General features: G+C 40.0%; 10 protein-coding genes, 2 pseudogenes and 1 other annotated feature. All 12 genes and pseudogenes read right to left on the bottom strand.

Annotated features, from left to right (window positions below; all coding sequences use genetic code 11):
* Positions 1 to 107 precede the first annotated feature (107 nt).
* Positions 108 to 325: a binding site (T-box leader), on the bottom strand.
* A gap of 69 nt (positions 326 to 394) precedes the next feature.
* A pseudogene (gene ppc / locus HT701_RS05685) lies at positions 395 to 3,091 on the bottom strand (phosphoenolpyruvate carboxylase).
* Between the two features lie 24 nt (positions 3,092 to 3,115).
* Positions 3,116 to 4,339, bottom strand: coding sequence for an FtsW/RodA/SpoVE family cell cycle protein (locus HT701_RS05690; protein WP_054388329.1), 1,224 nt, complete (start codon positions 4,337 to 4,339; stop codon positions 3,116 to 3,118).
* Between the two features lie 153 nt (positions 4,340 to 4,492).
* Positions 4,493 to 4,804 (bottom strand): annotated as a pseudogene (locus HT701_RS05695) (transposase family protein); the annotation flags it as partial.
* Positions 4,805 to 4,975: 171 nt separating this feature from the next.
* Entirely contained in the window at positions 4,976 to 6,346 is a 1,371-nt protein-coding gene (gene rlmD / locus HT701_RS05700; RefSeq protein WP_172931290.1) for a 23S rRNA (uracil(1939)-C(5))-methyltransferase RlmD, read from the bottom strand.
* 73 nt (positions 6,347 to 6,419) lie between these two features.
* The gene (locus HT701_RS05705) at positions 6,420 to 7,394 is read right to left on the bottom strand and encodes a DUF1002 domain-containing protein (protein WP_172931291.1); all 975 of its coding nucleotides are present in this window, start codon (positions 7,392 to 7,394) and stop codon (positions 6,420 to 6,422) included.
* Between the two features lie 73 nt (positions 7,395 to 7,467).
* Positions 7,468 to 8,082, bottom strand: a complete 615-nt coding sequence (gene pmp23 / locus HT701_RS05710) for a cell wall hydrolase Pmp23 (protein WP_000476367.1) — start codon at positions 8,080 to 8,082, stop codon at positions 7,468 to 7,470.
* Positions 8,082 to 9,056, bottom strand: a complete 975-nt coding sequence (locus HT701_RS05715) for a nucleoid-associated protein (protein ID WP_172931292.1) — start codon at positions 9,054 to 9,056, stop codon at positions 8,082 to 8,084. Before HT701_RS05715 ends, pmp23 begins: the two co-directional genes overlap by 1 nt.
* Positions 9,057 to 9,063: 7 nt before the next feature.
* A complete protein-coding gene (gene glyA / locus HT701_RS05720; protein ID WP_172931293.1) occupies positions 9,064 to 10,320 on the bottom strand; it encodes a serine hydroxymethyltransferase in 1,257 nt (418 codons plus the stop codon).
* A 62-nt stretch (positions 10,321 to 10,382) separates the two neighbouring features.
* Entirely contained in the window at positions 10,383 to 10,814 is a 432-nt protein-coding gene (locus tag HT701_RS05725; protein WP_172931294.1) for a GNAT family N-acetyltransferase, read from the bottom strand.
* A 1-nt stretch (position 10,815) separates the two neighbouring features.
* On the bottom strand, positions 10,816 to 11,418 hold the full coding sequence (locus HT701_RS05730) for an L-threonylcarbamoyladenylate synthase (RefSeq protein WP_172931295.1): 603 nt from the start codon (positions 11,416 to 11,418) through the stop codon (positions 10,816 to 10,818).
* A complete protein-coding gene (gene prmC / locus HT701_RS05735) occupies positions 11,402 to 12,238 on the bottom strand; it encodes a peptide chain release factor N(5)-glutamine methyltransferase (RefSeq protein ID WP_172931296.1) in 837 nt (278 codons plus the stop codon). Before prmC ends, HT701_RS05730 begins: the two co-directional genes overlap by 17 nt.
* Positions 12,238 to 13,317, bottom strand: a complete 1,080-nt coding sequence (gene prfA, locus HT701_RS05740; RefSeq protein WP_172931297.1) for a peptide chain release factor 1 — start codon at positions 13,315 to 13,317, stop codon at positions 12,238 to 12,240. Before prfA ends, prmC begins: the two co-directional genes overlap by 1 nt.
* Positions 13,318 to 13,319 lie beyond the last annotated feature (2 nt).

Consider the following 13,319-nt stretch of genomic DNA (forward strand, 5'->3'; position numbering starts at 1 on the left):
CTAGCTTCCTAGTTTGTACTTTGATTTTCATTGAGTATAAACAAGTGACGCCATCGTTTTCTTTCCATACTAACCTCCATCAAAAAAGTCCTCACACAAAAAACTTGTGTGAGGACGTCGATGCGCGGTACCACCTCAATTATAGGGAATTTCCCTATCGCTCTGTCTCGCAATAACGAGATGCACTGTAAGGTGTGCTCACCGAATTTTTATGATTTCAAATTCTAAATAGCATTCAGCCCAATTTTCATCATCGCCACTTATCTGTTTTCAGCTACCACAGACTCTCTAAAAAGTTTGTACGATTACTTTTCTGAATGGTTAAATTATATCATTTTTAAACTACTTGTCAATAGTCTATTAGAATTTTTTTGATATTCACTCTTGAAAATTATCAACCTGAATTACGCAATCCTGTCGCAATTCCGTTGATGGTGATATGAATCAATCGTTCTTGATCACTTGACAATTCTCCACGACGTTGGCGTTTAATCAACTCTAACTGAATATAGTTGAGAATATTAAAGTAAGGCATACGGTAATCCAGACTAGCTTTTAGATATGGATTGTCAGCTAAGAGTTCGTCATGTCCTTCAATAGCCAAGATAACGTTCTTAGTAACTTGCCATTCATTTAAAATAGTCTCATAGATGGCCTTAACTTGCTCGTCTTCACAAAGTTTAGCATATTCAAAAGCAATATTCATATTTGATTTTGACAAGACCATATCAACATTTGAAAGAAGCGATTGGAAGAAAGGCCAATTTTGGTACATATCTCGTAAGATAGCAATATTCTCTGGATTTTTATCGATAAATTCCTTGAAGCTTGAACCAACCCCGTACCATCCAGGGAACATAACACGACTCTGTGACCATGAGAATACCCAAGGGATGGCACGCAAACCACCGATTTCAGTAATCGTCTTACGAGCGGCTGGACGAGAACCAATATTAAAACTTGAAATAGCCTTGATTGGACTTGACTCGAAGAAATAATCATAGAAATGCTCATTACCAAAGACCAAATCACGGTAGATATCGTAACTACGATCCACTACTTGATCCATAATGGCTTCATAACGATTTGAGGTATTGGTATCGCTCTTTTTCTAAGTAATCATACGATTAATAGCTGCCGATACTAGCATTTCAAGGTTATAGTAAGCGGCGTCTTTGTTACCGTATTTATTCCCAATTACTTCACCCTGCTCCGTCAAGCGGATACGATCCTTGATAGACTTGAGCGGTTGAGATGTGATGGCTTCATAGGTTGGTCCACCACCACGACCGACAGTACCACCACGACCATGGAAAAAGGTAACCTTAACGCCAAATTCATCTCCAATAGCAGTCAATTGTTGTTGAGCCTTGTAGAGGGTCCAACATGATGACAAGTAACCACCATCTTTATTACTGTCAGAGTAGCCAAGCATGATTTCTTGGTAGTTATTTCGTGAGGCAATCCATTTTTTGGCAAGGCTAAGAGAAAGATATTTTCTCATTGTTTCCTCTGAATGATCCAAGTCTTCAATTGTTTCAAAAAGGGGAACAATCTGAACACGCGCCCTTTCCGTATCCACCAGTCCTACTTCTTTTAATAGAATAGCTAATTCTAGCATATCAGAAAGGCTAGTAGCGTGCGAAATGATGGTCTGGCGGATGACATCATCTCCCAACTTATCTTTCAAAACACGAGCCGTCTTAAAAATAGCTAGTTCTTTTGCTAATAATTCTGATTTTTCTGCGTGAGTCGCAGAAAGAATTCGGGGATCTTCTTCTAACTCTTTCAAGAGAAGGTCACACTTTTCTTCTTCGCTTAACTCGCTATAACGAGAATGAATTCCTGCTGATTTCAAGAGTTCTGCCACACAGGCTTCATAGACGCTAGAGTCTTGTCGCATATCAATTGATGCTAAGTAAAAACCAAATATCTCTACTGCCTGCAATAATTCCACAAAATCACCTGAAATCAAGGACTCGCCCTTATTTTCCAGTAGAGAATCTCGAATGGCAATCAAATCCTTGTAGAAATCATTGGCGGTTTCATAACAAGGCCCAACTTCCTTATCCTCAATCAGATAGGTTTTAGTTGCTTGGATTTTTGACTGAATATCAAACAAGGCACGACGGTAAAGCTCTTTTTCACGGTAAATCGAGTTATCCTTGGATTGACGAGCCATTTCTCTGACTTGCTTGCTGACGTTGACAATACTAGTTGAAAGAGAAAATTCACGATAAAGTTGGTAAATCTTTTCATCATAGTAGTTCATGATGACTTCACACTGAGTGAGTGCAGACTGTTTCAAGGTCTCTGCTGTAACAAAGGGATTACCATCACGGTCTCCACCAATCCACATACCCATGGTGATTGGTTTAGCCTGTTTTAAATCCAGACCATGCGCTTGCGCTAAGCGCTTATACTCCGTCGTCAAGTGAGGTAGAGCTTTCAAAAAGGAGCTGTTGTAATATTCCATAGCATTCGTGATTTCGTTAGTCACTTTTAATTTTTTCTCACGAATCATGTCTGTCTGCATGATAATTTCGATATAACGGCGCAAATCATTGTGCCATTTTTCTTTATTGATCAACCCCAACTTAACATCACGGTATTTACGCAAAAGACTATGAATATGATTTGTTAAATCCAACATACTTTTTCGTTGCACTTGTGTTGGATGAGCTGTCAAAACAGGGACAACATTCAAGTGTTCAAGAATTTCAACGGCATTTTCTTTTTCAGCAACCATTTTGATCGTTGTAGATAATTTACCTAAATAGTCCTGATCAATATTATTTTGATGATTGATTTCATAAGCTAAATCCACATCCTCTGAAATATTAATCAAAAGAGGTAAGATTGAAAAATAGCGTGAAATATAGACCATTTCATCATTTGATAAGCTAGTCACTAGACGGTTTAGACCTTGATAATCTTCTTGAGTTGATAATTCTTTCAACTGCATGATTTTTTCAAAGGTCTCTGGGGCAAGCATATTTTTAGTAATATCTTCCAGCAATTCTGTTAGAATCAATACTTCTTCTTGCACAACACTTTTATTACTATAATTTTCTAATTTTTGAAGAGACATAGACTATCCTTTCTTTATTCTACTTCACAGAAGGTTCATTTGTTGATTTTCCAATTCTCGGTACAACTTAGCGCGTTTTTCACTGGCATCAATATTTAAGACAAAGGCCACTGCCACTGATAAGACTAGAAGACTATTTCCACCCTGGGATAAGAAGGGGAAAGTCACTCCTGTAGATGGAATCAAGCCCGAAATCCCTCCGATATTGACAAATACCTGAACCAACATCATCCCTCCGACACCGAGTGCAACCATGGCATTAAAAGGATTCTCCGCTCGGATACCGACCAAGATAATTCGCAGAATCATGAAAAACAAGAGAGCTAAAATAAGACTAGCACCAACAAAGCCAAATTCTTCAATCACGATAGAAAAGACAAAGTCTGTATGAGCTTCTGGTAAATAACCTCGTTTTTCAATCGAGTTTCCAAGACCTAGACCAAACCAACCGCCATTGACCATGGCAAAATAAGAATTAGCTAACTGGTGACCCGCATCAGCACGATCGGCAAAAGGATTAAAAAAGGCACTAAAGCGCTTGGCCACATAGCCAAATACTGGAATTTTTGAAAAGGTCTCAACACCGATTAGGCTGATAGTGGTCAAGACAAAGACAGAAGCGGCAGATACGAGCGCCAGAATGGTTGAAAACCAGCGATAAGCGATTCCACTAACTGTATACATAATCAAGGAAACCAAGACTAAAATAGTCGCATTCCCTAAATCAGGGAAAATTCCCAAACTTCCAATCAGAACTAGGAGAACGAATCGCCAATCATTAAAAGCACGGGGAAGCCATTGATTTTGAGTCAAAACTTGAAAATCATAAATAGCTATTTCTTCTTGCTGTTTGGAGAATCGGTGAGCCAAATACCAAATAATAATGATTTTCAAGTACTCAGCTGGCTGAATAGTTACTCCTGCAACCGAAATCCAACCGTATGCCCCGTTTACGGAAATACCAATAAAACGAGCCAAGAACAATAAAACCATTTCTATCAAGATAACTAAAATGATTAGTCGCTCATTTCTCAAAAAATCTAGTCTTAATTTATAAATTAAGGCAATCAGTATTAAACTAACAATCCAAAAGATTCCTTGATTTCGAACCAATTGCAAGGCGCTCTTGCCTTCTTCGATTAAAATAGCACTGGTGGTCGAATAGACCACAATCAAGCCCAAAATAGATAAAAGCAAGTAGGGAATCAAGATGGAATAATTTAATAAGTGCCTCTTACTAATCTTCATAGTATCACCACTCTACTAGGATACAGACAAATCTGTTCCAAATTCCGTTTTATTTTCTAGTTTTGATTGCTATTATACCATTTTTTCAGAAAGAAAAAAACTCTTACCTTACAATCCTTCACAATCCTTCGAATTTTACTATTTTTACAGAATTAAGGCAGAATTTGAAATCGTAAAACTATTTTGAATAAGAGTTGCTTCAACCCATTGGCTCCGACGGATTAAGTTGCTTTCGTGAATGCCAAAATCAGCCGCAATTTGTTCATAAGTGCTCTATTCTCGCATGTATTGAATAGTTAGCATGAGGAGACCAGGAGACCGTCTAGGCTTAATTTGGGTTTTCGTCCACTTTTGCGCGTTTACGTTGATAAGCTGTTTTTAACACAGCTAACATCTCGTGCGCTGAACACCTACAAGGCTCTTGAAACGGCTATCGCTTAATTGTTTACTTGCTTCACCATCCATAGTTTTATTGTATTGTATTTTTGTTTCGCAGGAAGTCTATTATTCCTTTCGTTCCAAGGTTTTTACGCTTTTAGCAACAAGCTTACACACTGAGCGTTTCGGACTTACCATATCATTTCGTCGTAAACTCCTTACTCTACGACAGCTATCCCATGGGCGGAGAATCTACTTCTACTTCGCTGATGACTCAGCTCGTACAAGCAATCCTACACACTCCACGTGATGCGTTTGCGGAAAAAGATCCACCGGCTGGACTTTCTTCAACTCGTATCCCAAATCTTGGTAGAGTTTAATATCACGCGCCATGGTTGCGACATTGCAGGAGATATAGGCGATACGTTCAGCTCCTGTTTGGATACTTGCCTTGATAAAGCTCTCAGTGAGGCCTTTTCTTGGTGGGTCCACTAGAATAACGGTTGGTTGAATACCTTCCTTGAGCCAATTCTTCATGGCATTTTCAGCTGTGTCACAGACATAGTGGGCATTTGAAATATGGTTCAGTTGGGCATTCTTCTTGCTATTCTCAACCGCTTCTGGAATTACCTCAACACCATAAACTTCTTTAACATGTTTCGCAACAGAGAGGCCAATCGTCCCGATACCAGAATAGGCATCAATGACCACATCATCTTCTTTTAATTCAGCAAAGTCAATGGCTGTTTGATAGAGTTTTTCAGCCATTTCTGTATTGACCTGATAAAAGGCTGGTCCAGCGATTTGGTAGTCATTTCCCAACATCTGGTCAGTAATAAAGTCTTGTCCATAAAGTGTGCGCCATTCCTTACCAAAAATTGCATTGGTGTTCTGATCATTGATATTTTGCATAACCGACACAATGTCTGGGAACTGCTTGGTTAATTGTTCAATCAATTGCTCCACACGAAAAATCTTCGGACGAGTAGTCACTAAAATAACCATAATTTGACCTGAATAGTGCCCACGACGCACCACAAGGTTCCGAATCAAGCCAGATTGTTCCTTTTCATCATAAGGTTTCAAATCATAACGACGGAGCAAGTCGCGTAGGGCTACAACTAGCTCATCAATCACAGAATCTTGGATAAAGAAATCTTCTAGAGGCATGAGGTCATGGGAATTCTTACGGAAAAATCCTGTTTCCAAGACACCATTTACTCGACGAACAGGGACCTGTGCTTTGTTGCGGTACTTGATTGGATTTTCCATACCCAAAGTTTCAGGAACCTCTATATCATCAATTCCAGCAATCTTATATAGACTGTCCTTAACTTGCTTGGTTTTAAACTTGAGCTGTTCTGAATAGGCAAGATGACCTAAATCTGCAATTCCTGAACGCAGGTAAGCTAAATCTAGATCTTGATTACGGTGTGGCGACTGGACAAGGTATTCTTCAACCTTCCCAAAACCAATCTTTTTATTAACCTTGAGGACACGCATGAGGATTTTTTCACTTGGTAAAGCATTCTCAACAAAAAATACCAAACCATCCACCTTGGCAACTCCTGCACCTTCATGGGTCAAGTCCACAATTTCAACTTCTACAATATCATTTTTCTTTAACATTCTCTTCTCTTTCTATTGGCCGACAAAAAAGACGGCAACGTTACGGTTACCATCTATTATACCATGAAATTTCTTAAGAACCAAAACTCTTAAAGAAGTTGACAAGGGTTTGCCAGAGGGAGCTTAAGAAGTTACCACCGTCCTCTAGCGCCTTATCAGCATCAAAGTTAAGGTTGATATTTTTAAAACTGTCGCCAGCTTGTGAAACAATGCTTTGTTTAAGGTCATTTAGGGTTTTAGTGAAGTCTGCATTGCTGAGGATATCACTCTTTGAGAGATTCAAAGCAAAATTGATGATGATATTGATCTGGTTTCCTGTTACAACCTGATCAAGTTTGTAATTTTTTAAGGTATCTTCAACGATTTTACGGACATCTTCCTCCGTCAGATTTCCCTTGCTTTCTTTAGCTTTGGCGAGTCCTGACTTAATATCTGCTAAAGCAACGTTTAATTTATTAGCATCATAGCCTGTTTTGTCCTTGTTTTCAGCATTGATATCTGACAAAGCCTTTAGCTCTTCTTGAGCTAAATCTTTATTGGCTTGCGGCACCTTGGCTCCATTAGCTTCTAGCGAATAGTAAATCCCTGCTAAGGCACTCTCACCTGTAACTGGAATGGGTGCTGCTACAGTGATTTTTGCGTGTTCCACACCCAAAGTTACGGCTGCATTGCGGTACATATCCTGCGTCACCTTAGTAATGTTTTCTGGTGTTTCAATCTTGACCTCAAGTGGCGACTTGTCACCTAGTTTTTGAATCTTGGCTGATGAATACAACTGTAAACTAGAGTCATTTGCCACATTCATGATTTTAGAATAGACATCAGGTGTCATGGTCTTGAGCTCTTTGGTGTCTGTTGAGGCATTGTAGCCTAGTTTTTTAAGGGTTTGATTTTTTTGATCTTCAGATAGAGAAGAACCTAGGACATATTCAGGTTGAACATAGGTTTCGTCGATGACTTTTTGAACATCTGTTGCTGCATGGGCACTATTCATAGCTGTTACTGCCCACAAGACCGCAGCACTAGTCAGAAAGAGTTTCTTTCTCATAGGGAATTTCCTCCTTTACCTTTCTAGAGTAATATATCTATCTTAAAGAAAACTTATAACAAAAACACCTGGGCTAGCCAGATGTCGAAAAGAGAGTAAAACATTTGATGATGTAAAGGTTGAGTTGCACCTGTCTAGAATAGTAATAGTTTCCTCCATTTACATAGAGTTCGGCTCCATGAAAAATGGAAATGGGGTGAATATAACTATAAGTCTTTCCAGTCGTATTACCAAGCAAGGGAGCAACAGTATCACGAGAGTACTGTTTGGCCAGTGCTAGGGTGTTTTCCTTACCATTTTGGGCGATAAAATCGATATAGGCAGGTCCAAAATTGTAGGCTTGAACAGCCGTCCAGACATCTACCCCCTTCTTCTGGGCCAGATAGAGATTGTCTGTCAGAGTTTGAACGCCTTGCCGAATGCTAGAGGCATTATCATTGATGGTATTGGTTGAACCACTTGCAGACTCACTAGACTGCATAACATCGCCTTCTTTTCCTTTTGTTTCAGTATAAATCATAGCGAGCACAAGCTCTTCGTTTGCTGGGGTGTCTTTTTCACTCAAGATTTCTCGCACCATGGGTTGATAGGTCATAACTTGCTTAACATCTTGGTGAATGCGGTAAGCTTTATATCCAGCAAAAAGGAAGACTGCTAGTACAAGCACTCTTCGAATTCGTTTAAACATTATTTACTTTGGATATCCTCGATATTTTTGATTAAGATAGAGTAGGTTCCATTATCATTTTGGATAAACTCAACAGACTCGGCGTCTTGATAGACGTTATTGGGAACGATGAGCTCAATTCCATTTGACAAGGAAAGTTTTTGGTTTTCAAATTTCTTTAATTGGCGACTGGCATCAATTTCATCAAATTGAACAGGATCTGGTACGGCTTCTTTGACTTGGTCAATAAAGCTCAAACGAGCAGTCAGATTATTATCAAAAAGATCGTTAGCCAATTTCTCAGGCGATAATTCATTGCTTTCTTCCAGATTGTTAAAAATAGCTGATTTGACCTTGGATTGAAATTGAAAATCATCTGTGTTAAAAGTCTCAGCAATGCGCTGTGCTGTTTTTTCCAATTCCTTGATAGATTTCTTAGGAGAAATCTTAGGGGCGACAGCAAGAAGATTATCTGAAAAATAGTTCAAGAAAGCCCCGTTATACTTGATTCGTTTTTCAATCAGATGGTACTTGCGGTTCTGAAGATTAACCACCAAGGCTTCATCAGCCCCTGTTCCAAATCCAGGCAGGTTATTCTGAGTCAGCTTGATTGGATTATCAACTTCTCCTCCGAGGTGAGTCAAGGTCTCACGCAGAGCAATTCGCAAGAAAGCGAAATGTTCCACGCCTTCTTTCGAAAATTGCACAAAAATCAAGTCATTGGTCTTGAGGTTTTCAGAAATACTGAACTCTTCTTTCCAGAGATTAGCCAGTGTTACTGATGTCTCCAACAAATCGTCTGTGATATGATTGAAGAAGGGATTTTCTTCCTCGAAAATCCCAGTCTTAGCTTCATCTGAATACACACGTTCAATTTTTCTACGCAGGTATTCTTCGATTTTTGGAGTAATATTGAGAAGCTTATCCGCTAGGAACAGCTCGGTATCATCCGGACTGAACTGGTGAATAATGGCTTTCTTAATATAAATGTCCATAAAAGTTTTAGTCCTCGTATAATGGGAAGGCATCTGTCAATTCTTTGACTGCACTTCTCACTTCTGCTAAGACAGCCTCATTTTCTGCATTTTTAAGGGTTTTAATGATGAGTTCAGCCACTTTGCGACTTTCTTCTTCACCAAATCCACGTGCAGTAATAGCTGCTGCTCCGATACGAATCCCACTAGTCTTGAATGGTGACAAGGTTTCGTAAGGGATTGAATTTTTATTTAGAGTAATATTGACTTCATCCAGCAAGTTTTGGGCAACTTTGCCATTTTCTACAACCTTAGTCACATCCACTAGGAAGAGGTGGTTTTCAGTTCCGCCAGAAATGATACGGAAATCAGGGTCTTGCAAGAAGACATCTGCCATAGTCTTGCTGTTCTTGATGACATTGGCAGCATATTCCTTGAAGGCTGGATCTAATACTTCTTTGAAAGAAACAGCTTTAGCTGCCACAACATGCTCCAAAGGGCCGCCCTGAATACCTGGGAAAATAGCTGAGTTGATTTTCTTAGCTAAGTCTTCATCATTAGTCAAAATTAAACCACCACGAGGTCCACGAAGGGTTTTGTGGGTCGTTGTTGTGGTGATATGAGCATATGGAACTGGGTTCGGGTGAAGACCAGCCGCAACCAAACCAGCGATATGAGCCATATCAACCATGAGCTTAGCACCAACGGCATCTGCAATTTCACGGAATTTTGAAAAGTCAATAATTTGAGAATAGGCTGAAGCACCTGCTACAATCAGTTTTGGTTTGACTTCTTGAGCTTGTTTTAAGATGGCATCAAAGTCCAAAAGTTCCGTTTCAGGATCTACACTATAAGAAACAAAGTTGTAGGTTTGACCAGAGAAGCTAACAGGAGCTCCGTGGGTCAAGTGTCCACCTGCTGCTAAATCCATCCCCATAACGGTATCACCTGGCTCAATCAAGGCCATGTAAGCCGCACAGTTGGCTTGGCTTCCTGAGTGAGGTTGGACATTGGCGAATTTAGCACCGAAAATTTCTTTTGCACGTTCAATAGCTAGAGATTCTACCACATCTACTACATCCGTTCCACCATAATAACGGTGTCCTGGGTAACCTTCGGCGTATTTATTCGTCAAGATAGACCCTTGAGCTGCCATAACAGCCTTGGAAACTACGTTTTCCGAAGCAATCAACTCAATGTTGTTTTGTTGGCGTTCTTCTTCTTTGGCAATAGCATTCCAGAGATCAGCATCGTATGCTTTAAAATCATCTTTGTCAAAAATCATAGGTCTTCTCCTTTTATTGTGTGACTAGTCCATTAGTTTAATTTTCTTATTAGAAAATCAAACTAAAAGATGCGAATAAACCGTTTCTGCATTTTATCACAAGTATAACCAACTTTTTCATAAAATGCATGAGCACCCAGACGATGATCGGCAGAGTTTAAGCGGATAAACCCATAACCACGTCTTTTTGCTTCTTGTTCCAACCCTTGTAGTAAACTTTTACCAATACCTTGACCTTGCGCTTGAGGTGAAACTGCTAAGGCTAAAATATTAAATCCTGCTTTAGAATAAAGTGATTCATAGACCTCAGCGTGGACATATCCAAGCAAGGCATGACTAGCTTCATCCTCATAAGCAAGTAAGAAATGATGTGAATTATGAGACAGTCTAGCTAGTTGACTAGACGTGTCCTCTAGACTAAAAGAATAGCCCAAAGCCTCTTGGTTAATTTCACAAATGGCTTTCACATCAGTTTCTCTTAAATCTCTTAGCATCTCATTCCTCCTCAAAAGAAATCTCTGGCAACCGAGCAAGAATATCTTCTCGCTTAATCGCCCCTTGGCGTAAAATTTTTACCTTGTCTCCAGACAAATCCAAAATAGTTGAATCCTGTCCAGTTAGAAAAGCATCGTCTTCCAGACCCAGAACCTCTTGGTCAAAATCCTTCAGAATTTGTTCAAAGGTTACTCCACTTGCCTGACCTGAGATATTGGCAGACGGTCCAATCAGGGGACCTGTCTCTCGAATCAAATCTAGTGTAATGGGGTGACTGGGCATCCGAAATCCCACCGTTTCAAGGCCAGAATTAACCCAATAGGGAACTCGGTCATTGGCTTCGAGTATAATGGTCAAGGGACCTGGTAAAAAGGTCTCTACAAGTTTTTGAAGATAAGTTGGCTGATTCTTTGAAAAATACAAGATGTCCTCTAGAGAGGCGATATTGAGATTAAGTGCCTTGTCTCTAGGTCGACGTTTAATCTGGTATACATGATCAACTGCTTTTTCGTCTAGAGCCTTGGCAAAGAGACCGTAAACTGTCTCCGTAGGCAGAACGACAGCTCCGCCCTTTTCCAACTCTTGTTTAATCCTGTCCATCATCAACCACGACCATCCTATCTTGACCAAATTGGTCCTTAAGTGTTCGAACTCTTTTTTCAGGAAGATGTTTCCTAAAAAGATCAGGAACACTTTGACCTTGCTTGTATCCAATTTCAAGGTAAATCTTACCACCATCTTTGAGATAGTCTTTTGCATCTTCCGCAATTCTACGGTAAATAGCTAGGCCATCCTCATCTGCAAAGAGAGCTAGATGAGGCTCCGAATGCAAAACATTCAAGCCGACCTCTGACTCATCTTCACGAGAGATATAGGGTGGATTGGAAACAATTATATCATATTTTTCAGAAATTTCTGTAAAACAGTCAGATTTTTTTAAAAATATTTGAAGATTTTGATTTTTAGCATTTTCGTTAGCTAAATCTAAAGCATCTTGGGAAATATCTGCTGCTGTCACTGACCAATCTGGTCTGTTTTTTGCTAGAGCGAGAGCAATAGCTCCACTACCTGTTCCAATATCCAGAACTGAAAGATTCGTCTCAGAATTTTCAGCCAGGATAAGCTCCACCAACTCCTCAGTCTCTGGACGAGGAATCAAAACACGCTCATCAACTTTTAGCTGCATTCCATAAAAATCTGCCTGTCCGATGATATACTGGGCTGGTTTATGAGCTACTAACTGTTGGAAAATTTCTTTTACAAATACTTCTTCCTCTTCCGTCACTTCCTGCTGGAGGGCAAAAACAAAGCCCGTAAAAGATAGATTTTTCAGGCTACGATAGACAAAAGAGAGGCTTTCAGCTTCCTCTCCTTGTCTTATCAACTCTTCTTCAAAATCTGAAAATAATTGAGCTAATTTCATTATTTGTTTAATTCTTCTAATTTTTGCGTTTGGTCATAAAGTACCAAGGCATCCACAACTTCATCCAATTTACCAGACAAAATGGTATCTAGTTTTTGGAGGGTCAAACCAATACGGTGGTCAGTCACACGGTTTTGTGGGAAGTTATAAGTACGAATACGTTCTGAGCGGTCACCAGTACCAATTGTTGATTTACGCTCAGCGTCTTGTTCATCCTGAGCAATTTGTGCAAAGTGGTCAGCAACACGCGCACGGATGATTTTCATGGCCTTCTCACGGTTCTTCTGCTGGGTACGTTCTTCCTGCATCTCAACCTTGATATTTGTTGGCAAGTGAACGATACGAACGGCAGTCGCAACCTTATTGACGTTCTGTCCACCAGCACCTGATGCATGGTAGATGTCAACACGAAGGTCTTTTGGATCAATATCGTATTCAACTTCTTCTACTTCAGGCATGACAAGTACTGTCGCTGTCGAAGTATGAACACGGCCTTGGCTTTCTGTCACAGGAACACGTTGCACACGGTGGGCACCTGATTCGTACTTAAGCTTAGAGTAAACAGATTGACCTGAAACCATGGCAACGACTTCTTTGAAACCACCGACACCATTCATAGAGGCCTCCATGACTTCAAAGCGCCAGCCTTGGGCTTCCGCATACTTTTGATACATAGTTAGAAGGTCTCCAGCGAAAAGTGCAGCTTCGTCTCCACCAGCGGCTCCTCGGATTTCAAGGATGATATTCTTGTCATCGTTTGGATCCTTTGGAAGGAGTAAAATTTTGAGTTTTTCTTCGTATTCTTCTTTTTCAGCCTTGGCATCTTTGAGCTCTTGCTTGGCCATTTCTTCCAAGTCCGCATCTCCGCTTGATTCCTTAATCATCTCTTCAGCGTCAACGATGTTTTGAAGGACTTGTTTGTACTCACGGTAGGCTGTTACTGTATCACGAGTTGAAGCCTCTTCTTTTGAAAGATCCATAAAACGTTTGGTGTCAGAGACCACATCCGGGTCACTCAGCAATTCTCCTAATTCTTCATAACGGTCTTCTACAGCTTGTAGTTGATCATAGATGTTCATTT

The organism is Streptococcus sp. 10824 (assembly GCF_013276595.1).
Taxonomy (GTDB): Bacteria; Bacillota; Bacilli; order Lactobacillales; family Streptococcaceae; genus Streptococcus; species Streptococcus pseudopneumoniae.

Bases quoted from the DNA above. Each gene is read 5' to 3' on its own strand.
- HT701_RS05690 (WP_054388329.1), bottom strand. From the start codon at position 4,339: ATGAAGATTAGTAAGAGGCACTTATTAAATTATTCCATCTTGATTCCC.
- rlmD (WP_172931290.1), bottom strand. From the start codon at position 6,346: ATGTTAAAGAAAAATGATATTGTAGAAGTTGAAATTGTGGACTTGACC.
- HT701_RS05705 (WP_172931291.1), bottom strand. From the start codon at position 7,394: ATGAGAAAGAAACTCTTTCTGACTAGTGCTGCGGTCTTGTGGGCAGTA.
- pmp23 (WP_000476367.1), bottom strand. From the start codon at position 8,082: ATGTTTAAACGAATTCGAAGAGTGCTTGTACTAGCAGTCTTCCTTTTT.
- HT701_RS05715 (WP_172931292.1), bottom strand. From the start codon at position 9,056: ATGGACATTTATATTAAGAAAGCCATTATTCACCAGTTCAGTCCGGAT.
- glyA (WP_172931293.1), bottom strand. From the start codon at position 10,320: ATGATTTTTGACAAAGATGATTTTAAAGCATACGATGCTGATCTCTGG.
- HT701_RS05725 (WP_172931294.1), bottom strand. From the start codon at position 10,814: ATGCTAAGAGATTTAAGAGAAACTGATGTGAAAGCCATTTGTGAAATT.
- HT701_RS05730 (WP_172931295.1), bottom strand. From the start codon at position 11,418: ATGATGGACAGGATTAAACAAGAGTTGGAAAAGGGCGGAGCTGTCGTT.
- prmC (WP_172931296.1), bottom strand. From the start codon at position 12,238: ATGAAATTAGCTCAATTATTTTCAGATTTTGAAGAAGAGTTGATAAGA.
- prfA (WP_172931297.1), bottom strand. From the start codon at position 13,317: ATGAACATCTATGATCAACTACAAGCTGTAGAAGACCGTTATGAAGAA.